Raw genomic sequence first — 21,124 nt, 5'->3', positions numbered from 1 at the left:
ATTTGAAATTAAAACAAATGTTCTTCATTGACTTTTCGTTGAAAATGATTATCATTACTAAATAGATACATAAAAAGGAAGAAGGATAAAAAGTGAAAAAATCAGCATTCATCTCTTCACTATTTGCAACTGGTATATTACTTACTGGCTGCGGAAACACAAATGAAAAAGTTGTAGAGGAAAAGAATACAACAGAGCAAACAGTGGAATTAAGTAAAGAGCTAGAAGAATATAAATCATTTGCAATTGATCAAATGGATCAATTTGTAACGGAGACAGAAAAGTTTGTTGTAGCAGTAAAAGCAGGAGAGATAGAAAAGGCAAAAGAAATATACCCAAATGCACGTATGTATTTTGAACGTTCAGAACCTATTGCTGAAAGTTTCGGAGATTTAGATCCACGTATAGATGCTAGACTAGCAGATTTAAAGGATGAAGGAAAAACGGAAGCTGAATGGACAGGATACCATAAGATTGAATACGGTCTGTGGGTAGAAAACACAACAGAAGGCTACGAGAATACTGCAGATCAATTACTAAAAGATGCAAAAGAGCTTCGTGCGAGAGTAGAAACGGTTGATGTAACTCCAGATTTAATGATTACTGGCGCAGTTGATTTATTAAATGAAGTATCAACTTCAAAGATTTCTGGTGAGGAAGAAATTTTTTCACATACAGATTTGTATGATTTTAAAGCAAATATTGAAGGTGCAGAAAAAATATTTATCATTTTAAAGGATAGAATAAAAGAAAAAGATGCAAATTTAGTAGGAGAATTAGAACAAAAATTCAAAAATATTAATAGTTTATTAGCAAAATATGAAGACGGAAATGGTGTATATGTTTCTTATGAAGAACTAACAAATGAAGATACAAAAACACTTTCTGAGGCGGTAAATCAATTAGGTGAACCATTAAGTCAAATGGGAATCATTATGGAGTGAACTAGATGAACACCAAGCAATCAGACAATCTTTTAAAGAACAAGATGAATAGAAGACAAATGCTTAAATTAACCGGAGCGGGAACTGCAGGGGTATTAATCGGTGCAACTGGATTTGGATCTGTAGCGAATTCGTTTGGTTATTCCATCGTTGATGACAATATGACTGCTACTGAAAAAGTTCCATTTTACGGGAGTCATCAGTCTGGTATTGTTACAAATGTTCAAAAACATATTTATTTTGCTTCTTTGAATGTTATTGTTACTTCAAAAGAAGAGTTAAAAGATTTATTCGAAATGTGGACGCCATTAGCAGTTCGAATGATGAATGGGGAAGAGATTGCAGAACCAACTACCAATTCTTATGTTGCAGCACAAGACACTGGGGAGGCAGTTGGTCTTTCCGCTTCTAATTTAACGATTACTTTCGGGGTCGGTCCGACTCTTTTTGAGAAATCTAAACTAGGATTAGGACACCTTAAACCGACAGAGTTAGAAGCATTACCTCATTTCCCAAAAGATCAGTTAGACGAAAGTTATTCTTCAGGGGATTTGTGTATACAAGCATGTGCGGATGATCCACAAGTTGCTTTTCATGCTGTTCGAAATCTTATTCGCTCTGCTTCAGGAAAAGTAATCTTAAAATGGACTCAAGCTGGTTTTAACTCAATTCCAGTAGAAAAAAATAAAAAACAAACGCCGAGAAATTTGTTTGCTTTTAAAGATGGAACTGGAAATCCAAACGTGAATGATACGAAAGAAATGAATGATGTTGTTTGGGTTCAGTCAAATGAATCTGTTCCTTGGATGACAGGGGGTACCTATCTTGTGGCCAGGAGAATACAAATGCACTTAGAAACTTGGGATCGTACAGCATTAGGTGAACAAGAGGCAACTTTTGGACGTCATCGTGATAGCGGAGCTCCGATAGGGAAAACAGGAGAATTTGAAGATATGGAGCTTGCTAGAAAAGATTCGAGTGGAAATCCAATCATCCCAACAACTTCCCATGTACATTTAGCTAAACTAGTAGATGATCGTATTTTAAGGAGATCATTCTCTTATTCTAGTGGAATGGATCCAAAGACAGGAGTATTTGATGCGGGACTATTATTTATTTCCTTTCAAAAACATCCAAAGCAATTCATCAATATTCAAAACAGCTTAGGTCGTATAGATAAATTAAATGAATACATTACCCATCGAGGCAGTGCAACTTTCGCTTGTTTCCCTGGAATTCAAAAGGGGAGTTTTGTAGGTGAATCACTTTTTAAAGCATAAATTATCTTTAATAGTATTTGTTGTTTGTACCTTTTTTGTAGTATTTGTATTACCTGTTCATGCTACTACTACTTTTGGTGAACTGTATATAACAATTGGCGATGCAATTATGGATTCAAAAAAAGATGATGACGCAAATGCTAAGGAAGCATTAGAATTATTTGAAAAGCAATGGGCAGAGATGAATGTGCAAAGCAGTAACACAGTAGAACAAATAAATAGTGCATTTACTATTGCCTATGAAGCAGAAAATGCGGAAGATCGCCTCGTAGGATTACAACAACTTGCTAAAGGATTAGCAGCACTTGAAAAAGAACTAAACCCTGTAGATGAAAAAGCAGAAAGAACGAATTTCGGTAAGAAGATTCAACCAGCTATAGATAATCTAAATGAGGTTATCATAACAAAAGATCGAGCAGCTATCTTACAGGAATATACGAAATTCGTAGCTTCTTGGACAAAAAACGAGCGTCCTGTTAGAGAGATGGATATTGCAAGTTACGGAAAAATAGAAACTCAAGTAGCATTTATGAGAATTACTTTAGCGGAAGACGAATTTGATATAGATCAACTTCAAGGTCAGTTCAATACTTTAACAAGTGCTATTGATGATTTTGTTGCTGGGAAAAAAGTCCAAGCCGCAACTGGTAATTACTCAACTGCTACTTTAATAGGTTTACTTAAAGATAGTAAGGATCTTATTAATGAGGAAGAATATGATGCAGCAGCTCAAAAATTAGTGGAGTTTATTGAAATTTGGCCAAATGTCGAAGGAGATATTCGGACAAAAAATGCTTCCCTATATACTAAAATAGAAAGCAATATTCCTCTGCTTGTAAGTGAGCTTTCAAAATCTAAGGTTGATAATCAAAGGATCTCCGATTCTATCAGTTTATTTATTAAAGAAATAGAATTAATACAAACAACTTCTAATTATACGTATTGGGATTCTGCCTTAATCCTTCTTCGTGAAGGTTTGGAAGCATTACTTATTATTATTGCTTTGGTTGCATTCTTAAAGAAAGCAAACCAAGAAAATCAAACAAAGTGGATTTACATTGGGGCTTTTGCAGGATTAGTTGTTAGTGCTTCTGTAGCCATTATTCTTTCTACCGTTCTTCAATCAATTTCGGCTGGAACGAGTAGAGAAATGATGGAAGGTTATATTGGGTTAGGTGCAGCAGTTCTAATGATAGGTGTTGGTGTTTGGTTACATAATAAATCTAGCATAAACGCTTGGAATAAATATATCCAAAATCAAATGAATCATGCTATTTCTACAAGTAGTATTCTCTCTATGGCTTTTGTTAGTTTTCTCTCTGTATTTAGAGAAGGGGCAGAGACGATTATTTTTTACGCAGGTATTGCTCCTAAAATGTCAACATTGGAATTGAGTTTAGGTATCCTCATTGCATTAGTCATTTTAGCTGTTTTTGCAGTTGTTTTAATAAAAGTAAGTGGGAAAATACCTATACATCGATTCTTTATTGTAGCTACAATACTTATATATTTATTGGCCTTCAAAATAATTGGTGTAAGTATTCACACTCTACAACTAACAAGTGTACTTCCAATGAATATAGTGGATGGCTTCCCAGTCATTAGTTCAATTGGATTTTATCCGACATGGGAAACGATTATACCGCAAGTATTATTAATTGGAGTTGTAATTTGGAATCTTCTTAGGAAGAAATAAAGAAAAAGAAGTTTTTCTCGCTGAAACGGCGGAAAAACTTCTTTTTTACTTGTTTTTCTTTATAAAAAACAATATACCTTCTACAATTAGTCCAATTACTAAACCAAAAGCAGTAAAAATAAATAGGGAGAGAATTCCAACTAAGTCCCCCCAACCATCCTTACCTACAATAAATGAACGGAAAAGTTCGATGAAACCAATAACTAATCCAGTCGTAAAAAGTATATATGCTATTTTCAGCTTATAAAATAGTAGTGCTCCTGAAATTGTACCAACTAAAACTGAAATGACTGCAAAAGCAATAAAGTTTCTAATGACCAAATCGTGTCCAAGTACGTATTTAACACCAAGTATTAATAAGAATAAGGACAGGATAATTGTGCCTCCCCCAATTTTCCCATAGTCTTTTAACAATAAAATCGCCTTCTTTCTATATAATAATCATACTGGAAAGTTTTCTATATTCCAATAAAACAATTATGTATATAGTTAAGTAAAGAAAAGAAATGGAGGAATCAATATGGCAGAGCATCACTTTCATTTAAAAGCGAACTGGCCAGGTAAGCGAAACGATATCGGGGAGATTAAAGCAGAAAATCTACATACCAGAATATCTATTCCTACAGAAATGGATGGCCCTGGCATTGGGACAAATCCAGACGAAATGTTGCTAGGAGCAGCAGCTACTTGTTATATTATTACGCTTGCTGCAATGATGGAAAGAAGTAATGTTGCAAAAAAGAAATTGGAAATGGAATCTACTGCAATTGTAGATGTTACAAATGGAATTTTTACATACAAAAAAATTATTCATCGGCCGTTTATTATTCTCATGGATGAAAAAGATATAGCAATAACTGAAAGACTTGCTGTAAAAGCTGAACAAACGTGTATGATTAGTAAAGCTTTACGTGGCAATGTGGAAATTGAGTTGGAACCAGTTATTATAACTGGAAACTGATTGTATTAACTTAAATGAATATACTGTATAATATAAATATTCAATTATTTTTAAAAGCGAGGGAACGTATTGACGGGAACTATTGCAGTTATACTTATATTCTCAATTCCGATTCTTGGTACCATAACAAGTCATTTTGAAAAGAAAGCTAAAATAAATGCAGAAGTAGTAAAAGATCAGCTTGAATTGGAAAAATTACGACATGAGAATTTTATCATTGAAACAGAGAAGATGAAGTTACAATTAGAGCAGATGAAATTAGAGTCATCTAAAGAAGTAGAGTTCCATCATCTATTAAAGTAAGAAATCGTCAAAGTTAATGGGTGGTTTCAGATTGACCACAAAAGGCATTCAGAATAATCATATTCTGAATGCCTTTGCTCGTCGACAAATGTATTTTTTATGAATCAAAATGTATTAAAAACATAGTGATTATTGTGCTTTTCCTGTAGCAATCGCTCCAGGCGGGCGCTTTCCGCGGGCTCGCGCCAAGCCTCGGGCTAACAGGATGTTGGTCATGATGGCGTTGCCGCAAAAGTTCTTTTGCGACGAGCTTTGCGCAGGAGCAGGAAGCGGCGATCTTAGCCTTCCTACTTATTGCCTGCGGTCTTGGACTGTCTCGCTGTCCCACAGGAGTCGCCGCCTTCCGCTTATTTTTAACTTCAATAAACAGAAAAGTGTACAATTAAAGCCTTTTCACTTGATGAGACGGGATAGTCAATCCGTTATTTTTATCAGATATTCCGAGAAACATTCATCGATCACAGCATCTTCAGATTTCCACTTTCAACTTTTGAAAAATAGGCAGGGCCCGCCACGGAGACTCCTGAGGGAATAGCTTGAGCTGAAGACGCTGAAGGAACGGCAGTGACGAAGAGGCTGAAGCCAAGCCCACGGAATGCGAAGTGGTGGGCCCCGCTCCTGCTGATTCTCTTATACATCTCTATTCATTGTAAAACGAATTTGTCTACAGTCTGAGGCATTCAGAATGATCATATTCTGAATGCCTTTTTCCATTTCGTTTAAAGTTGCACACGAAATCAGGCATGATTAACGTGATTAGAACTATACGAGTTCATCTATTATGCAATTTCTGGACTACGCCACGTCCAGTTAACAGGTTTCTTCAAATTCATTGCAGCAAAAGTAAGCATCCCCTGCATGGACAATTTTTCAAGCCCTCTGAGGGTTGTTCAACGCATAGCAAGCTTTCCTTTGCATCTGCAAAACGCGTTCAATCGTTTCTATGAGCCGGGAGTAGATTTGTTTAATATCATTTTGATGGCGTATATAATCCGCTTCTTCCAAAGGATGTGCCCAAATATACATGGAGCGAATGCCAAACACCTATAAAATGAATGTCATTTTATTGGGACAACCTGATTAATACTTGGTCCTCCAATCGAGAACATTTCTAATTGATCGCGTTTATGATTTAAATTTTCGTCATCATATCGATCACCTCAAATTACTTAAAAGGATACACTAGTTGATTGGAACGGAGGCGGCGACTCCTGCGGGAACAGCGTGCCCAGGTGAGACCCCGCAGGAGCTTGCGACGAGGAGGCTCAAGGGCCGCCCGCGGAAAGCGTCCGCCGAAGTGAAAATCAACGGTATTTTTAGTCAATACCATAAAAAAGCCTGTTATCAAACTCACATTTTTGTGTTTACCTACAGTCTGAAACCGCCCAAACTAATGGGCGGTTTTCTTGTTAAAGAACATATACAAATACACATATAAAGTGACAAAATGTGCCAAGCAAAATGAAGATATGAAAAATTTCATGAAAACCTAGCTTCTTAATAAATGGAATCTTCGGCTTTACACCATATATAACTCCACCGATTGTATAGAAGATACCACCAAGGATTACATAGAATATTCCTTCAGAACTAATTTTGTCTGCTAAAGGTGAAGCTAAAAATACGATAATCCAGCCCATTCCGATATAAAGTGCAGTAGATATCCACCTTGGACAATTGAACCAAACCATTTTGAAGAGAATTCCACTAACAGCAATAAGAGAAATTATTGTAAACAGTACATATCCGGTTGTCCCTTTTAAAGCAATTAAACAAAATGGTGCATAAGTTCCCGCAATTAATAGATAAATCATCGAATGGTCCAATCTTCTCAAAAGTTGAATCACTTTCTCCTTTGCGATTACCATATGATATGTTGCTGATGACGTATAAAGTAAAATCATACTCACACCAAAGATAACAATAGCAGTAACTGTTAATGCCGTTGCTCCATCGAAAGAAACTTTGATAATCATTGCAACCAACCCAAACACGGATAAAATCGCTCCAAAGAGATGCGATAGTCCGTTAAAAGGCTCTCGAATATAATTCCCCACTATAATTCCTCCTATCACAATATGTAGTTTTTATAACTACTTATTATGATATTACCGTCACGTGTAATAGTCAATGTTTACGAGAAGTTTTTTTTACGATACGATAGATATACTAATCCTGATGGAGGCATTAAGATGATTCAATCTGAAGAATTACTACAAAAACTATCACTCGAATCCACTATTAAAGAAGAAGAAATTCCAGAAATTGATTTGTATATGGATCAAGTGATTCAATTATTCGACTCTAAATTTGCAAAAACTTTACGCAATGATGAAGAAAAAGTTCTAACAAAAACTATGATCAATAACTACGCAAAAGGAAAACTTTTTATTCCGATAAAAAATAAAAAATATTCGAAACAACATATTATGCTAATTAGTATGATCTATCAGTTAAAAGGTACTTTATCCATTAATGATATAAAAGCAACGCTAGATCCTATCAACAAACGTTTGGAATCAGAAAATTTCGAACTCGAACAATTTTATTCTACTTTAGTTCATTTACAAAAGAAAAATGCAGAGAACATTTCCAAACAAATTAGAATACTGGAAAAAGAAATTGAACTAGAGGAAGCACAAGAAGAATTAAAACAAATATCGTTCATTGCTTCCCTTGCAAGTATGAGCAATGCTTTTCGTAAAGCTGCAGAAATAATGGTAGATGGTTTATTAGAAAATAATAAGGAGGATAAGAAAAAATGAAGATATTGTGGACAGACGGAAATATTCACACGATGCATAAAGATGGAGAAAAAGTAGACGCAGTCTTAGTGGAAGACGGAAAAATCATTCAGACAGGACGAAAGGAAGAACTACTGGAACTAGCAGATGTAGTACATTCTTTGGATGGTGCTTCCATGTATCCTGGTTTTGTAGATAGTCATATTCACCTCATTGGGCATGGAGAAAAATTAGCGTATCTGGATTTATCATTGATTGACTCGATTGAAGAAATAGTAGATGAAGTTACAAGCCGAGTATTAAACGAGAAATGGTATGTTGCAGAAGGTTGGAATGATAATAAATTAAAAGAAAACCGACCTATTACCCGATACGATTTAGATAAAATGAAAGATACGCCAGTTGTATTAAAAAGGATTTGTAGACACGTCCTTGTAGCAAATACCAAAGCAATAGAACTGGCTGGAATTACGAAAGAAACGCCTAATCCTACTGGGGGTATCATTGGCAAGGATACGGAAGGAAATCTAAATGGTCTATTTTACGACAGTGCTCAGCAACTAATCACTTCAAAAATTCCTCCGACTACAACAGATTATTTAGTAGAAGTAATTAAATCCAGTGTTAGTGATTTACAGTCTAAAGGATTGACTGGTGTTCATACAGAAGATATGGCATATTATGGCCCATATACTGTTCCATTAAAAGCCTACAGAAAAGTAATTGGTCGTAGTTTTCGTACTCATCTACTAAGACACCATGATGTGTTTGAAGAGATGCAGGGAGAAAAGGAAACGTCCTCATTCATTGAATTTGGCGCTATGAAAATATTTATTGATGGCTCTTTAGGTGGGCACACTGCCTTATTGTCTGAGGATTATTCAGATAATCCAGGGAATAAAGGAGTAGCTGTGCATAAGCCGGAAAAATTGGAGCAGTTAGTGAGAATGGCAAGAAGTTACAATGAAACAATAGCTGTTCATGTAATTGGAGACAAAGCAGTAGAAATTATATTAGATTTAATAGAAAAATACCCAGTGCCATCTGGCAAGAAAGATAGACTGATTCATGTGAATGTTTTGCGTGAAGACCTAGTGAATAGGATGGCAGAATTACCAGTTGTACTCGATCTACAACCTATGTTTGTACCTTCCGATTTCCCTTGGGTTAAAGAAAGGCTCGGTAAAGACCGATTAAAATGGAGCTATGCATGGAAAACACTGATAAGTAGAGGATTTGATTGTTCAGGAGGGTCTGATTCTCCTATAGAAATAGCAGATCCCTTGTTAGGGATGGATGCTGCAGTAAATAACAAATACTTGCCTGACCAAGCACTCACTGCATTTGAAGCAATTTCATTGTTTACAACAGGTAGTGCGAAAGCAATCGGAAAAGAAAGAGAACGTGGAAGAATACTACCTGGTTTTGATGCGGATTTCACGATAGTAGATATAGAGTTAAACGAAACAACTTTTAGAAAAGCTAGTATAGTGGAAACGATTGTTGCAGGTGAAACTGTTTATCTTAATAATAGTTTAAGAGAAAAATGAAACAAATGAATAACATATACGTATAAAATATAAAATATTAATTTATGGAAAGGAGTATGATTCCTATGCAAAACACAGGTTTAAAAGTATTACTACATGCCAGTACGTGGTTCGCACCATTTTTAGTACCGTTTATTTTATTTTTACTTGTAGATGATGAAGAAATAAAAAAACTATCGATTCAAGCAGTTCTGTTCCAATTAGTAATAGCAGTTTTAATTACTATTTCAATATTTTTGATAATTTTCTTAATCGGTATCCCATTACTAATAATTTTTGGTATAATGGCATTTGTTGTTCCGGTTATCGGAATAGTTAAAGCGATTACAGGAAGTACATTTAACTATCCAATCGTAGGTTCTTGGATAAAATAAATGTTACACATAAAAGGGGAATTTGTATGGCTACAAAAATCGGTATTGATGCAGGTGGAACGTTAACGAAAATAGCTTTTTGGGATGAAACGAATGAATTACAACTACTTAGTTTTCTTTCATCTAATTTTAAAGCTGTTAAGGATTGGCTGGATTCCAAATCGTCGTTATCTTCCATTTGTCTTACTGGTGGCCGTGCAGAACAGTTAAAGAAATTTTTGCTTTCTCAAAATGACATTCCGTATATTGTAGAGTTTGATGCTACAATGGCAGGTGTTATGTACCAGTTAAAACATGACGGTATTCGCTGTGAGAAAGCAATCATTGCTAACATTGGGACAGGAACGTCCATCCATATTATGGAAGCGGATTCGCATAGTAGGCTAGGCGGGACAGGAATCGGCGGGGGTACATTAATTGGTTTAGGATCTGCATTAACAGGTACGAAAAGCTATGAAGAGATGATTGAAGTTTCAAAGAAAGGATCTAGATCATCCATAGACATTTTAGTTAGTGATATTTACGAAAGCAATAAATTACCGATAAATGGATCTCTTACAGCAAGCAATTTTGGTGGAGTTGCGCTTAAGTCGATTGAAAATAGAACGAAAGCCGATTATTTAGCAGGCATACAAGGAATCATAGGTGAAGTGGTTGCATCACTTTGCATACAATCGGCTGATGCACATGGAGTAAATGACATTATTTATATTGGCTCAACACTTGAAAACAATAGTTTACTGAAAGAAATCATAGAAAGTTACACCATTTTAAAGCAAAAAAATCCTATTTTTTTAGATAAACATGGTTATAGTGGTGCAATAGGGGCATTACTGGAAAGTAAGTAAATTATTTAGTTAAAAGTGTTGCATAAAGAAATAATGCGTGTTATATTAAAAGAGGATTATTTTTGTTCGGTTAGTTAGTAGGTGGCAACACTTTTACTTAACAGTGTTGAGCAAGGATAGTAACACAATGTGTGCAATTAATGCACACGAGGAGGAAACACACATGGAACAAGGTAAAGTAAAATGGTTTAACTCAGAAAAAGGTTTCGGATTCATCGAGCGCGAAGGCGGAGACGACGTATTCGTACACTTCTCAGCTATCCAAAGCGAAGGTTTCAAATCTCTTGACGAAGGTCAAGAAGTAACTTTTGAAATCGAGCAAGGTCAACGTGGTCTTCAAGCTACTAACGTAGTTAAAGCTTAATTTTAAACCAAAAACTTTAACAGACTCTCATTCGAGAGTCTGTTTTTTTATGTTATCATATAGCAATGGAGAGCGTAATGATGCGTTAGTCAGAAAGGAGTATAATAAATGAAAAAATGGAGGAAAGAAATTATCATACAAGCACCCATTGATTTTGTTTGGCCGTTTTTTTATGGTGACATCGATAAAAAGAAGATGATTTTTCCAAAAGTAATGGATGAGGTAATTATCCAACAAACGGATGATGTAGTTGGATCCATCATCCTCCAAACGTATCAAAATGGTTCTTATACAGAACAATATGAACTAACGATAAAAAAATATGGTGAGGAAAAGAATTACAGAATGCTTCAAGAAAGCTTTCTATTGAATAATCGTTTTCGAATGACGACAGAATATGAGTTAGAGAGTCGCGACGATACGACGACAAAATTTACATATACATCTATTAACAAGCCTAAAAATATTTTATTAAATGTGTTTCAATTGTTTGGTAGTGATGAAGTGGTACAAAATTTTATGAATAGAACGAAAGAGACAATTGAAAATGCATACGAAAAAGAGAAAGATTAATTTATTTTTACCTGAAAATATTGGGGCTTCTATTTATCGTAAAGAATGGGTATGATAATATTCAGTAAATAAGCAAAAAAGCTGCCGATTAAGGCAGTTTTTTTGATACAGCTTCTCTAGCTAAGGCGTGTGCAGCTTTATTTTGATCATCTGGAATCCATTTAATAAAAAACAATTCAAATGAATCACTAATGACTAATATTTTTTCTAAAATAGAAGCAAATTCTGCATTCTTTGCATATCTTTTCTCTATGGCAGCACAAACGATTTGAGAATCAGTTCGAACAGAAACGATGGAGGGTGCGAGCTTTTTCGCTTCTTCTAGACCTCGAAGTAATGCGATAAATTCTGTCGTATGGTTCGAGTAATTGCCTATAAATTCACTAATTTTAATATGATGGCCTTCACCTTTTATAAAAATTCCAATTCCACTTGGACCTGGATTTCCAGTCGTCGAACCATCAATATAAACTTCAAGCATGATGTATCACCTGTTTTTTTAGTTTTTCTAAACACTATTTTAGTTTGTACTATTATTTGTACAGTTGCAAACAAATTCGTCCAAATAGTACAATCTTATCGAATAGCGAGGAGAATAAAAATGAAAAATGTACAAATCATAAATGAAATCGATTATTTAATCAATACGTATTGTGAAGGATGCTTAGTTCTTAAGTGTCTTCGTAAGGAGAAAGGGAGAAGAGCTGCACATAATTTTTGCATCTCTGCATGTACAGTAGGGGAAGAAATCAAACAAGCAGGTGAAAAACTTCAATCGAAATAAAAGTACGAGTATTGCGATTTGCGATCTTACTTGAATAGTTATAAAAAAAAGTCCCACGACCAGTTGTCGCAGGAAGAACCGTTTCTAACTATTTTTAATAACGTTTGCAGCTTGTGGTCCTCGGTTGCCTTCCACTATGTCGAAAGATACTTCTTGTCCTTCTTCTAATGAACGGAACCCTTCACCTTGAATACCTGTAAAATGGACAAAAACGTCATCTCCATTATTGTCCTCAATAAATCCGTATCCTTTTTCGTTATTAAACCATTTTACTTTCCCCTGTTGCATAACGTTCCTCCCTCGATCCATTAAATATTCTGATAATGGATAGATAAACTATACATTAAATGACAGAATTCGTCAATAATATGTCGAATTTCACTTGTTTTTATACACTATTCCCGAGATATAATAAAATTAAAAAGTAGGGATGAAAATGAACACAAAGATCAATCCTTTAACCGATTTAAGTATTGCCAAAAATGCTAAAATGAAACCAATTAAAGAAATTTCAGATAAAATAGGTATTTCGGATGACTATTTAGATTTATACGGGAAATATAGAGCGAAAATAGATTTCGAAAAAATTCCAATGAAAGATACACCGGGAAAAATTGTTTTAGTAACGGCAATCAGTCCTACAGCTGCAGGGGAAGGAAAGTCTACAGTTACTGTTGGTCTTGCAGATGCTATGCAAAAAATAGGGCAATCTGCCATTGTTGCATTAAGAGAACCTTCACTGGGACCAGTGATGGGTGTAAAAGGTGGGGCAACTGGTGGTGGATATGCTCAAGTTCTACCAATGGAAGAGATAAATCTACATTTCAATGGAGATTTACATGCAATTACAACTGCAAACAATGCTCTATCTGCAATCATTGATAACCACCTACATCAAGGTAATCAATTACAAATTGACCCTAGAAGAATTATATGGAAACGGGTAATAGATATGAATGACCGGGCTCTACGTCATATTACAATTGGTCTTGGTGGTCCTACGCAAGGAGTTCCAAGAGAAGATGGTTTTGATATAACGGTAGCCTCTGAAATAATGGCAATACTTTGTCTTGCAAAAGATTTACGTGACCTAAAAGAACGACTAGCACAGATTGTTATTGGTTATACATACGACAAAGAACCAGTAACCGTTCGTGCTCTAGAGGCTGAAGGAGCTTTAACATTATTATTAAAAGAAGCAATTAAACCAAACCTAGTGCAAACAATTGAAGGAACACCTGCAATCATTCATGGAGGACCATTTGCAAACATTGCACACGGATGTAACTCTATTATAGCAACTAAAACAGCAGCGAACTTAGCAGATGTTGTAGTAACGGAAGCTGGATTCGGAGCTGATTTAGGAGCAGAGAAATTTATGCATATTAAGTCAAGGCAAGGTGGATTTTCACCAAATGCTGTCGTTATCGTTGCGACTATCCGTGCACTTAAAATGCAAGGTGGAAAACAAAAGGATTCGCTAAAGGAAGAAGATGTGGCTGCTCTTTTAAAAGGTACGAGTAACTTAGAAAAACATATTGATACGATTCGTGCATTTGGAATAGAACCAGTTATCGCACTAAATAAATTTAGTCTGGATACAAATGATGAGATAGAAGCCTTATTGTCATGGTGTAAGGAAAAAAATGTTGTAATTGCTTTAACAGAAGTGTGGGAAAAAGGTGGTGAAGGTGGAGTTGAACTTGCGAAGCTAGTTATGCAAGAACTAGAAAAGCCTTCGAAATTCGCACCTCTTTATGATGTAACAGAATCGATTGAAGATAAGGTGAAAACAATCGTACAAAAAGTATACGGTGGAACTGATGTCGTATTTACAGATACAGCACAGAAACAAATCAATCAGATTAAATCATATGGGTGGGACACTATGCCGATTTGTATGGCAAAAACGCAATACTCCTTAACCGACCAACCAAAACTATTAGGTAGACCAAACGGCTTTACGATAACTGTGCGTGAAGTTTTACCGAAACTTGGTGCTGGATTCATAGTATGTTTAACAGGAGATATTATGACTATGCCTGGACTTCCGAAGAAACCCGCTGCATTGAATATGGATGTTTCAGAAGACGGACATGCAATTGGATTGTTTTAAAGTACATGAAAGACTGCTCAAATAGCAGTCTTTTTCTGTTTTTTTGTATATAATAAAGAAGATGAAGTCGTTTAAGGAGAAATATAATATGAATCCAATAGAGAAATGTGAACTATTAGTAAAAGAAGTGTATAAGCATTTTGATGCAAGTCATGACTTTCAACATATTGAAAGAGTGAGAAAAAATGCGTTTGAAATAGTAGAAACTGAACCATATGCTGATAGAGAAATTATTGAACTAGCGGTATTACTACATGATGTAAGTGATCCTAAATACGCTAAAGATCAATCAAAATCTGAAGAAACTCGAATTATTCAACTGTTAAACCTATCTGAAGAAAAAGTAATACATATAAAAGAAGTTATCAAGTCAATCTCGTTTAACGGTGGGAATGAGAAAGAGCCTAAGTCAATTGAAGCAAAAATTGTTCGAGATGCAGATCGATTAGATGCAATAGGAGCAGTGGGTATAGCTCGTACATTTGCGTACGGTGGTGCAAAAGGGAGAAAACTATACGACGCAAGTGAAACTCCTCGTGAAAACATGACAGAGGTAGAATATCGTTCAAAAGAAACGGCAACACTTACTCATTTTTATGAAAAACTGTTATTACTAGTAGATGGAATGACTACGAAAAAAGGGAAAGAGCTTGCAATGGAAAGACATGCTTTTATGGAACTCTTTTTGCAAAATTTAAGAAAAGAAACTGGTGAACTAATATGAGTCATTTAATTATTTCTAATTTAACCAAAACAGTGGGAGAAAAAACACTTTTTCAAAATATATCTTTTACAATTAACGATCAAAACCGTGCTGGATTAATTGGCATTAATGGTACGGGAAAGTCGACCTTTCTATCCATTATAGCTGGACAGTTAGAAGCAGACTCCATAGACCGAGATCATCCGAACAAATATCGAACTGCATACTTAGAACAGCAACCAAAGTTTGAAAAAGATGAGACTGTCTTACAAACTGTATTTAGTGGTGATTCACCAATTTTAAAAACCAACCGTGAATATGAGGAAGCATTACAAGCACTAGTAAAGGATCCAAACTCTACAAAACTTCAAAATACATTAATGAATTTACAGCAGAAAATGGATGAAATGCAAGCATGGGATGTCAATGCACTTGCAAAAACAGCTTTAACGAAACTTGGAATAACACAATTTGAAGATTCGATTCTCCACTTATCTGGAGGGCAACAAAAGAGAGTTGCTTTAGCCAAAGTATTAATTGAACCAGCAGATTTACTTTTATTGGACGAGCCGACGAACCATTTAGACAAAGAATCTACAGATTGGTTGCAAGACATGTTACAGCGTGTAGAAGGCTCTATCATTTTCGTAACGCATGATCGATATTTCTTAGATGCAGTTGCTACACATATATATGAGCTTGCAGATAAAACGTTGTATACACATACCGGAAATTATGCAGATTACTTAGAATCAAAAGCTTTACGCGAAGAAATGAATGCATCCTCTCAACAAAAATTACAAAATTTATATCGAAATGAATTGAAGTGGATTCGCAGAGGTGCAAAAGCTAGATCAACTAAACAGAAAGCTCGAAAAGATCGATTTGAAGAAATCGATTCCAAAATTGATCGAAATAATTCTAATCAAAACTTAGAAATGGAACTTGCTACTACTCGATTAGGCAAACAAGTATTAGAAGGAAAATCTATTTCAAAAAGTTTCGGATCTAAAAAACTAATAGAGGATTTTTCTTTCCTATTACAAGCAGGAGATAGAATTGGAATTGTTGGTGCAAATGGTGTAGGTAAGAGTACATTATTAAAAACACTTGCTAGTGAGATACCACTTGATTCTGGTGAAATCGTAGTTGGGTCAACTGTTAAAATGATTCATTTCTCGCAGCAGCTGCCAGAAATGAATGAACAAATGCGTATGATTGAATATATACGAGAAACTTCAAATGCAATTGATACTGGTAGTGGAGAGAAGTTTTCTGCTGCACAAATGTTAGAGCGATTTTTATTTCCATTAAACACTCATGGCACCCAAATAGGAAAGCTTTCGGGTGGTGAGAAGAAACGACTTGTATTATTAAAAATGCTAATGGAGCAACCAAATGTGTTATTGCTAGACGAACCGACAAACGATCTAGATATTCAAACACTTTCGGTATTGGAAGACTTTATGGAAACTTTTCCGGGAGTAATAATAACCATTTCACATGATCGATTCTTCTTAGATCGTATTGCGAAGAAACTATGGGTATTAAATGGAGATGGGACTGTAAAAGAATGGCTAGGCATTTATTCAGATTATCTAGAAGAAATATTATCCATATCACCAGAAGTAATAGAAGTTAAGAAAGAAAATATTATAGAAAAACCAGTGAAAGAAAAGAAAAAGCTCACATATAAAGAACAACGAGAATGGGAAACAATTAGTGATGAAATAGAGAAAACAGAACAGTCAATAGGGGAATTAGAAGAAAAAGTATTGAATGCTGGATCTGATTTCACGTTATTACAACAATTGACAGAGCAACTAGAAAATGAAAATGAAAAGTATGAGCAATTAATTGAACGATGGTCATATTTAGAAGAAATTGTATCATCTTAATTACTTACTTTTAGTGGAGGTTATGAAAAATGAAAATAGTAACAATAGAACCAACGCCAAGTCCTAATACGATGAAAGTGATTATCGATTCAGAGCTTCCTTTTGGTAAGAGCAATAATTACAAAGCTGACAATATTGAAGGAGCACCAAAAGAAATACAAGATATTTTTGCTATCGAAGGGATTAAAGGAATCTATCATGTTGCAGATTTCTTAGCGATTGAAAGAAATGCAAAGTTTTCATGGGAGTCAATTTTAGCTGCTGTAGAGAACGTGTTTGGTGCAGAAAATGAGGAAGAAGATTTGGAAAAATCGTTGGATCATTATGGAGAAGTATATGTTCATGTCCAACAATATAAAGGAATTCCTTTGCAAGTAAAGGTATTTGATAGTGAGTCAGAATCTAGATATGGATTATCTGACCGGTTTATAAAAGCGCTAGACGAAGCAATGGAAGGCGATAAAGAAAATTATATATTACTCCGCAAATGGGTTGACTTTGGTGTACGCTACGGTGACCAAAAAGAAATAGGGGAACAATTAGTTAAAGAGCTAGAAGCAACTTTCCCACAAAGTAAGCTACAGCAGCTAATTGAAGAAAAAGATAATTCCACGGAAGAAAAATCAGCAGTACGAGTACCATTTACTTTAGAACAATTTGAAGTAAGTGAGTGGGAAGAAAGATTTCAATTACTGAATAATTTAATCAATCCAGAAATAGAAGATTTACCGATTTTAGCAAAAGCTGTTCAAGACGAACAAGTATCAATCCGTCGATTAGCAACAGTGTATTTAGGATTAATAGAGGATGAAGCAGTCATTCCATATTTAGAAATTTCCCTAAAAGATAAAAGTGCAGCAGTCCGAAGAACAGCAGGCGACGCTATGAGTGACTTAGGTTTCGAACTTTTTGCAGAAGCAATGAAAGTTGCACTATTTGATAAAAACAAACTAGTTCGCTGGCGTGCGGCAATGTACTTCTATGAGGTAGGAGATAATGATGCTCTCCCTGTCCTAAAAGAGGCATTGGAAGATAAAGAGTATGAAGTCAAGTTGCAAATACGAATGGCAATAGCTCGAATTGAAGAGGGAGAGGAAGCAAAAGGCTCTGTTTGGAAACAAATGAGTGAAGCAAGAAAAAAATAAATGAAATAAATGAACAGTTTACCAATGGTGGTTAATATGTGCTCTGTGCACAACTATTACACATAAGTCTTTGACGATTACATGATAATATATAGGTGTAAGAAACAGGCTGGTAACCTGAAGAAGATCTCCCTTCGTTTTCTTACAAAATGATATTTCTTATAGCCTCACTCTCAAGTAGAGTGAGGCTATTTTATTTTTTTTCTTTTTAGTAGACTATTGAGAAGGAAATAATTCCAATAGAAAGAAGGTAGTAGCTTTACATGAAAATAACAGAATTTACTATTTCAGATATCGAAGAAATCGTCTCTTTATTTTATGATACAGTACATACAATAAATTCCAAAGATTATACTTTAGAACAATTAAATGTTTGGGCACCAAAGGAAGAAAAAGAGATGAGGATATCTTTTTGGAAAGACTCATTGAGTCAACATATCGCGTATGTAGTTAAAATTAATAATGAAATTGTTGGTTTCGCCGATTTAACAAGTGGTGGATATTTGGATAGACTTTATGTACACAAAGATTATCAACGTAATGGTATTGCAACTTTACTCGTTGAAAAACTTGAATCAGAAGCAAGAAAATTTGATATTTCGCAAATAACTACGGATGCAAGTATAACTGCTAAAACATTCTTTGAGCATAAAGGTTATAAAGTAATTAAAATGCAAACTGTTGAAAGAAAAGGGATTATGCTAACAAATTATAAGATGTTGAAAAAACTGATTTAGCAACTTAAGTAATAATACCCTAAATTAGATTTTGTTAGCTAAAAGAACAAAACCTATTTTTTTAAGAAATAATCAAGTATAAATTGTTGAAAGTTATTAGCTGCAGGTGATAAATAACGATTTTTTACTCTTGCCATACCAATGACTCGCTCACATTTCATATCTTCAATACGTAATTTTGCAATTTTGTTTGGATTAATTTCTTCGCCATCAGGTAGAATGGAAAAACCAAGCCCTGCTGCAACAAATCCTGCTACCGTTGCAACTTCTTCGCCTTCAAAAGTAATTACTGGCTCTATTTCAGAACTTCTAAATATCTCATCTGTTGTTACACGAAGTGCATATCCTTTTTTTAGAGAAATAAAAGATTCGTTCGCCAGTTTCCTTAGTTGGATACTTTTTCTGTTTGCTAGTGGATGGTCAATAGGGACAATGATAAATAATTCATCACGCCATAATTCAGTCCATTCAATCATCTTTTCATTTTCTATAGAAGCAAGGAGACAAAGATCTAATTCACCAGATTTTAATTGATTTAATTGAGTATGTGTATGATTTTGCTTCAATTGAAAAGTAATTCCTGGGTATTCATCATGAAAGGTTCTGATTAAATTTGGCACAATGTTCGTACCAAGTGTATGTAAAAATCCAAGTGCAACTTCCCCTTGCTCTGGATGAATGAGTTGTTGTATATCAGTCAAACCTTCGTTCATTTCATTCATAATACGATTTACTCTATGTAAAAACATAAGCCCATAACGATTTAAGATAATTGAGCGACCTTGTCTATCAAAAAGGGGTACACCAATTTCTTCTTCTAAACTCGAAATGGAACGACTTAATGCCGGTTGTGAGATGGATAAAATTTCTGCTGCACGTGTCATATGTTGTACTTTCGCAAGTGTTTGAAAATATTCGAGTCGTTGCCATTCCATATATCGAGCATCTCCTTTTTAATTGATAACTTTTATGCATTATAATGATAAAAATAATAAATTATACTTTATCAATTGTCAATGATAGTATTAATTCATTAAATTAATGTTTTAGCTAACTAAAGGGGATATTCAGATGAAAGTAGTTACACCTAAATCTTTTACATTCGAAGGTGGAAATCGAGCTGTATTATTGCTTCATGGATTTACTGGAAGCACGAAAGATGTTAAAAGGTTAGGCGAGTACTTGCAAAAAAGAGGCTTTACTTGTCATGCACCAATGTACAAAGGACATGGTGTAACTCCTGAAGAATTACTTGAAACTAGTCCTGCCGACTGGTGGCAAGATGTTGTCGATGGATACAACTATTTAAAAAATCATGGGTATGAAGAAATTGCAGTGGCAGGAATTTCCTTAGGTGGTGTGTTTTCATTAAAAGTTGCGGAGGAATTTCCAGTAAAAGCGGTTGTATCTATGTGCGCACCGATAAAACGAAATAGCGCTGAAGGTTTGTCTGATCGATTATACAATTACGCAAAAATTTATAAATCTTTTGAAGGAAAATCAAAAGACGTTATTATAGAAGAGCTAGAAGAGCTGAGAAATATCCCGAAGGATTCCTTAAATGGTGTTCAGTCCTTCACAGAAGGTACTTGTGAAGACTTGCATTCGATTACTTCTCCAACACTCGTTCTACAAGGTGCTTTAGACGATTCCATTTATAAAGAAAGTGCTTCTTTTATCTTAGATCATGTGGAAACTGAAGAAAAAGAATTAATTTGGTATCAAGAATCAGGACATATTATTACTCTAGGAAAAGAAAAAGATAAAGTATGTGAAGACGTGTATGCTTTCTTAAATCAAGTAGATTGGTCGGATACACTTCATCAAAATCAATAGAACAAGTAAAATCACCTCCGACTGTAGACAAACTCGAGTAATCTTCGAGTTTGCTTACAGTCTTTTTATAAATAAAATAAAAAATATAAGGTGCTAAGAGAGAGTGGATTTCCACTGCAATCGGTGCGTTCCACTTAAAGGGCTTGAGACTCCTCCTCGCAGTCTGTGGACCTTGAATTGACATGTCAAATAGACCTGCGCTCGATGCCAAATCATACCCGTGTCGATTTTTTAGTTCACTATTTTTCCCCAATTTTGTACTTTTATT

General features: G+C 35.0%; 23 protein-coding genes and 1 pseudogene. 18 read left to right on the top strand and 6 right to left on the bottom strand.

Annotated features, from left to right (window positions below; translation table 11 throughout):
* The first annotated feature begins 92 nt into the window (after nucleotides 1–92).
* From efeO to FG384_RS06545, 3 genes are read left to right on the top strand one after another with little or no spacing between them, the layout of a single operon-like run.
* Complete coding sequence (efeO, locus tag FG384_RS06555) at nucleotides 93–944, top strand: iron uptake system protein EfeO (RefSeq protein WP_142641786.1); 852 nt, start codon at nucleotides 93–95, stop codon at nucleotides 942–944.
* Nucleotides 945–949: 5 nt separating this feature from the next.
* On the top strand, nucleotides 950–2,224 hold the full coding sequence (efeB, locus tag FG384_RS06550) for an iron uptake transporter deferrochelatase/peroxidase subunit (RefSeq protein WP_142641785.1): 1,275 nt from the start codon (nucleotides 950–952) through the stop codon (nucleotides 2,222–2,224).
* Nucleotides 2,202–3,920, top strand: a complete 1,719-nt coding sequence (locus FG384_RS06545) for an FTR1 family iron permease (RefSeq protein WP_142641784.1) — start codon at nucleotides 2,202–2,204, stop codon at nucleotides 3,918–3,920. Before efeB ends, FG384_RS06545 begins: the two co-directional genes overlap by 23 nt.
* A 45-nt stretch (nucleotides 3,921–3,965) precedes the next feature.
* On the opposite strand, the gene FG384_RS06540 is transcribed toward FG384_RS06545, so the two are convergent.
* Nucleotides 3,966–4,334 carry a hypothetical protein gene (locus FG384_RS06540; RefSeq protein WP_142641783.1) on the bottom strand — a complete coding sequence of 123 codons (369 nt, stop codon included), beginning with the start codon at nucleotides 4,332–4,334 and terminating at the stop codon, nucleotides 3,966–3,968.
* Nucleotides 4,335–4,440: 106 nt separating this feature from the next.
* Here FG384_RS06540 and FG384_RS06535 point away from each other — a divergent pair, with 106 nt between their 5' ends.
* Together FG384_RS06535 and FG384_RS06530 are read left to right on the top strand one after the other, a co-directional pair.
* The gene (locus FG384_RS06535; RefSeq protein WP_142641782.1) at nucleotides 4,441–4,881 is read left to right on the top strand and encodes an OsmC family protein; all 441 of its coding nucleotides are present in this window, start codon (nucleotides 4,441–4,443) and stop codon (nucleotides 4,879–4,881) included.
* A 69-nt stretch (nucleotides 4,882–4,950) separates the two neighbouring features.
* Nucleotides 4,951–5,184 carry a hypothetical protein gene (locus tag FG384_RS06530; protein WP_142641781.1) on the top strand — a complete coding sequence of 78 codons (234 nt, stop codon included), beginning with the start codon at nucleotides 4,951–4,953 and terminating at the stop codon, nucleotides 5,182–5,184.
* A gap of 779 nt (nucleotides 5,185–5,963) precedes the next feature.
* On the opposite strand, the pseudogene FG384_RS20150 reads toward FG384_RS06530, so the two are convergent.
* A pseudogene (locus tag FG384_RS20150) lies at nucleotides 5,964–6,207 on the bottom strand (transposase); the annotation flags it as partial.
* A 386-nt stretch (nucleotides 6,208–6,593) separates the two neighbouring features.
* Nucleotides 6,594–7,241 carry a PAQR family membrane homeostasis protein TrhA gene (gene trhA, locus FG384_RS06520; RefSeq protein ID WP_142641779.1) on the bottom strand — a complete coding sequence of 216 codons (648 nt, stop codon included), beginning with the start codon at nucleotides 7,239–7,241 and terminating at the stop codon, nucleotides 6,594–6,596.
* Between the two features lie 135 nt (nucleotides 7,242–7,376).
* On the opposite strand from trhA, the gene FG384_RS06515 reads away from it, so the two are divergent.
* The 6 genes from FG384_RS06515 (at nucleotide 7,377) to FG384_RS06490 (ending at nucleotide 11,637) form a co-directional block, all read left to right on the top strand.
* Nucleotides 7,377–7,949: a DUF1836 domain-containing protein gene (locus FG384_RS06515; RefSeq protein WP_142641778.1), complete on the top strand. Its 573-nt coding sequence runs from the start codon at nucleotides 7,377–7,379 to the stop codon at nucleotides 7,947–7,949.
* A complete protein-coding gene (locus FG384_RS06510) occupies nucleotides 7,946–9,478 on the top strand; it encodes an amidohydrolase (RefSeq protein ID WP_142641777.1) in 1,533 nt (510 codons plus the stop codon). Before FG384_RS06515 ends, FG384_RS06510 begins: the two co-directional genes overlap by 4 nt.
* A gap of 65 nt (nucleotides 9,479–9,543) precedes the next feature.
* Entirely contained in the window at nucleotides 9,544–9,852 is a 309-nt protein-coding gene (locus FG384_RS06505; protein ID WP_142641776.1) for a magnetosome magnetite crystal formation protein family, read from the top strand.
* 26 nt (nucleotides 9,853–9,878) lie between these two features.
* Nucleotides 9,879–10,700 carry a type II pantothenate kinase gene (gene coaW, locus FG384_RS06500; RefSeq protein ID WP_142641775.1) on the top strand — a complete coding sequence of 274 codons (822 nt, stop codon included), beginning with the start codon at nucleotides 9,879–9,881 and terminating at the stop codon, nucleotides 10,698–10,700.
* Between the two features lie 163 nt (nucleotides 10,701–10,863).
* Nucleotides 10,864–11,064 (top strand): cold-shock protein, encoded by a 201-nt coding sequence (locus tag FG384_RS06495; RefSeq protein WP_053589685.1) that lies wholly within the window; start codon nucleotides 10,864–10,866, stop codon nucleotides 11,062–11,064.
* 108 nt (nucleotides 11,065–11,172) lie between these two features.
* Nucleotides 11,173–11,637: an SRPBCC family protein gene (locus tag FG384_RS06490; RefSeq protein ID WP_142641774.1), complete on the top strand. Its 465-nt coding sequence runs from the start codon at nucleotides 11,173–11,175 to the stop codon at nucleotides 11,635–11,637.
* A gap of 88 nt (nucleotides 11,638–11,725) precedes the next feature.
* Here FG384_RS06490 and FG384_RS06485 read toward each other — a convergent pair whose 3' ends face one another.
* A complete protein-coding gene (locus tag FG384_RS06485; protein ID WP_142641773.1) occupies nucleotides 11,726–12,118 on the bottom strand; it encodes a reverse transcriptase-like protein in 393 nt (130 codons plus the stop codon).
* Between the two features lie 120 nt (nucleotides 12,119–12,238).
* Between FG384_RS06485 and FG384_RS06480 the strand changes: the two genes are divergently transcribed.
* Nucleotides 12,239–12,421: a zinc-finger domain-containing protein gene (locus FG384_RS06480; protein WP_142641772.1), complete on the top strand. Its 183-nt coding sequence runs from the start codon at nucleotides 12,239–12,241 to the stop codon at nucleotides 12,419–12,421.
* Nucleotides 12,422–12,505: 84 nt separating this feature from the next.
* Here the strand turns inward: FG384_RS06480 and cspD are convergent, their stop codons facing one another.
* Nucleotides 12,506–12,709: a cold-shock protein CspD gene (gene cspD / locus FG384_RS06475; RefSeq protein ID WP_142641771.1), complete on the bottom strand. Its 204-nt coding sequence runs from the start codon at nucleotides 12,707–12,709 to the stop codon at nucleotides 12,506–12,508.
* 148 nt (nucleotides 12,710–12,857) lie between these two features.
* On the opposite strand from cspD, the gene FG384_RS06470 reads away from it, so the two are divergent.
* From FG384_RS06470 to FG384_RS06450, 5 genes are all read left to right on the top strand, one after another.
* Complete coding sequence (locus FG384_RS06470) at nucleotides 12,858–14,537, top strand: formate--tetrahydrofolate ligase (RefSeq protein ID WP_205961750.1); 1,680 nt, start codon at nucleotides 12,858–12,860, stop codon at nucleotides 14,535–14,537.
* Nucleotides 14,538–14,625: 88 nt separating this feature from the next.
* Entirely contained in the window at nucleotides 14,626–15,261 is a 636-nt protein-coding gene (locus tag FG384_RS06465; protein ID WP_142641769.1) for an HD domain-containing protein, read from the top strand.
* Nucleotides 15,258–17,138, top strand: a complete 1,881-nt coding sequence (locus tag FG384_RS06460) for an ABC-F family ATP-binding cassette domain-containing protein (RefSeq protein ID WP_142641768.1) — start codon at nucleotides 15,258–15,260, stop codon at nucleotides 17,136–17,138. Before FG384_RS06465 ends, FG384_RS06460 begins: the two co-directional genes overlap by 4 nt.
* Before the next feature lie 29 nt (nucleotides 17,139–17,167).
* Entirely contained in the window at nucleotides 17,168–18,283 is a 1,116-nt protein-coding gene (locus tag FG384_RS06455) for a conserved virulence factor C family protein (protein ID WP_142641767.1), read from the top strand.
* 263 nt (nucleotides 18,284–18,546) lie between these two features.
* Entirely contained in the window at nucleotides 18,547–19,020 is a 474-nt protein-coding gene (locus FG384_RS06450; protein WP_142641766.1) for a GNAT family N-acetyltransferase, read from the top strand.
* Nucleotides 19,021–19,073: 53 nt separating this feature from the next.
* Here the strand turns inward: FG384_RS06450 and FG384_RS06445 are convergent, their stop codons facing one another.
* Nucleotides 19,074–19,955 carry a LysR family transcriptional regulator gene (locus FG384_RS06445; protein ID WP_142641765.1) on the bottom strand — a complete coding sequence of 294 codons (882 nt, stop codon included), beginning with the start codon at nucleotides 19,953–19,955 and terminating at the stop codon, nucleotides 19,074–19,076.
* A 136-nt stretch (nucleotides 19,956–20,091) separates the two neighbouring features.
* Here FG384_RS06445 and FG384_RS06440 point away from each other — a divergent pair, with 136 nt between their 5' ends.
* The gene (locus tag FG384_RS06440; protein WP_142641764.1) at nucleotides 20,092–20,856 is read left to right on the top strand and encodes an alpha/beta hydrolase; all 765 of its coding nucleotides are present in this window, start codon (nucleotides 20,092–20,094) and stop codon (nucleotides 20,854–20,856) included.
* Nucleotides 20,857–21,124: the final 268 nt, after the last annotated feature.

It is taken from the genome of Psychrobacillus vulpis (assembly GCF_006861825.1).
Taxonomy (GTDB): Bacteria; Bacillota; Bacilli; order Bacillales_A; family Planococcaceae; genus Psychrobacillus; species Psychrobacillus vulpis.
The sequence above is the reverse complement of the archived record's forward strand: the minus strand, read 5'-3'. Positions and strand labels throughout refer to the sequence as shown.

Bases quoted from the DNA above. Each gene is read 5' to 3' on its own strand.
- efeB (WP_142641785.1), top strand. From the start codon at position 950: ATGAACACCAAGCAATCAGACAATCTTTTAAAGAACAAGATGAATAGA.
- FG384_RS06535 (WP_142641782.1), top strand. From the start codon at position 4,441: ATGGCAGAGCATCACTTTCATTTAAAAGCGAACTGGCCAGGTAAGCGA.
- FG384_RS06515 (WP_142641778.1), top strand. From the start codon at position 7,377: ATGATTCAATCTGAAGAATTACTACAAAAACTATCACTCGAATCCACT.
- FG384_RS06510 (WP_142641777.1), top strand. From the start codon at position 7,946: ATGAAGATATTGTGGACAGACGGAAATATTCACACGATGCATAAAGAT.
- FG384_RS06505 (WP_142641776.1), top strand. From the start codon at position 9,544: ATGCAAAACACAGGTTTAAAAGTATTACTACATGCCAGTACGTGGTTC.
- coaW (WP_142641775.1), top strand. From the start codon at position 9,879: ATGGCTACAAAAATCGGTATTGATGCAGGTGGAACGTTAACGAAAATA.
- FG384_RS06495 (WP_053589685.1), top strand. From the start codon at position 10,864: ATGGAACAAGGTAAAGTAAAATGGTTTAACTCAGAAAAAGGTTTCGGA.
- FG384_RS06490 (WP_142641774.1), top strand. From the start codon at position 11,173: ATGAAAAAATGGAGGAAAGAAATTATCATACAAGCACCCATTGATTTT.
- FG384_RS06485 (WP_142641773.1), bottom strand. From the start codon at position 12,118: ATGCTTGAAGTTTATATTGATGGTTCGACGACTGGAAATCCAGGTCCA.
- FG384_RS06480 (WP_142641772.1), top strand. From the start codon at position 12,239: ATGAAAAATGTACAAATCATAAATGAAATCGATTATTTAATCAATACG.
- cspD (WP_142641771.1), bottom strand. From the start codon at position 12,709: ATGCAACAGGGGAAAGTAAAATGGTTTAATAACGAAAAAGGATACGGA.
- FG384_RS06470 (WP_205961750.1), top strand. From the start codon at position 12,858: ATGAACACAAAGATCAATCCTTTAACCGATTTAAGTATTGCCAAAAAT.
- FG384_RS06465 (WP_142641769.1), top strand. From the start codon at position 14,626: ATGAATCCAATAGAGAAATGTGAACTATTAGTAAAAGAAGTGTATAAG.
- FG384_RS06460 (WP_142641768.1), top strand. From the start codon at position 15,258: ATGAGTCATTTAATTATTTCTAATTTAACCAAAACAGTGGGAGAAAAA.
- FG384_RS06455 (WP_142641767.1), top strand. From the start codon at position 17,168: ATGAAAATAGTAACAATAGAACCAACGCCAAGTCCTAATACGATGAAA.
- FG384_RS06450 (WP_142641766.1), top strand. From the start codon at position 18,547: ATGAAAATAACAGAATTTACTATTTCAGATATCGAAGAAATCGTCTCT.
- FG384_RS06445 (WP_142641765.1), bottom strand. From the start codon at position 19,955: ATGGAATGGCAACGACTCGAATATTTTCAAACACTTGCGAAAGTACAA.
- FG384_RS06440 (WP_142641764.1), top strand. From the start codon at position 20,092: ATGAAAGTAGTTACACCTAAATCTTTTACATTCGAAGGTGGAAATCGA.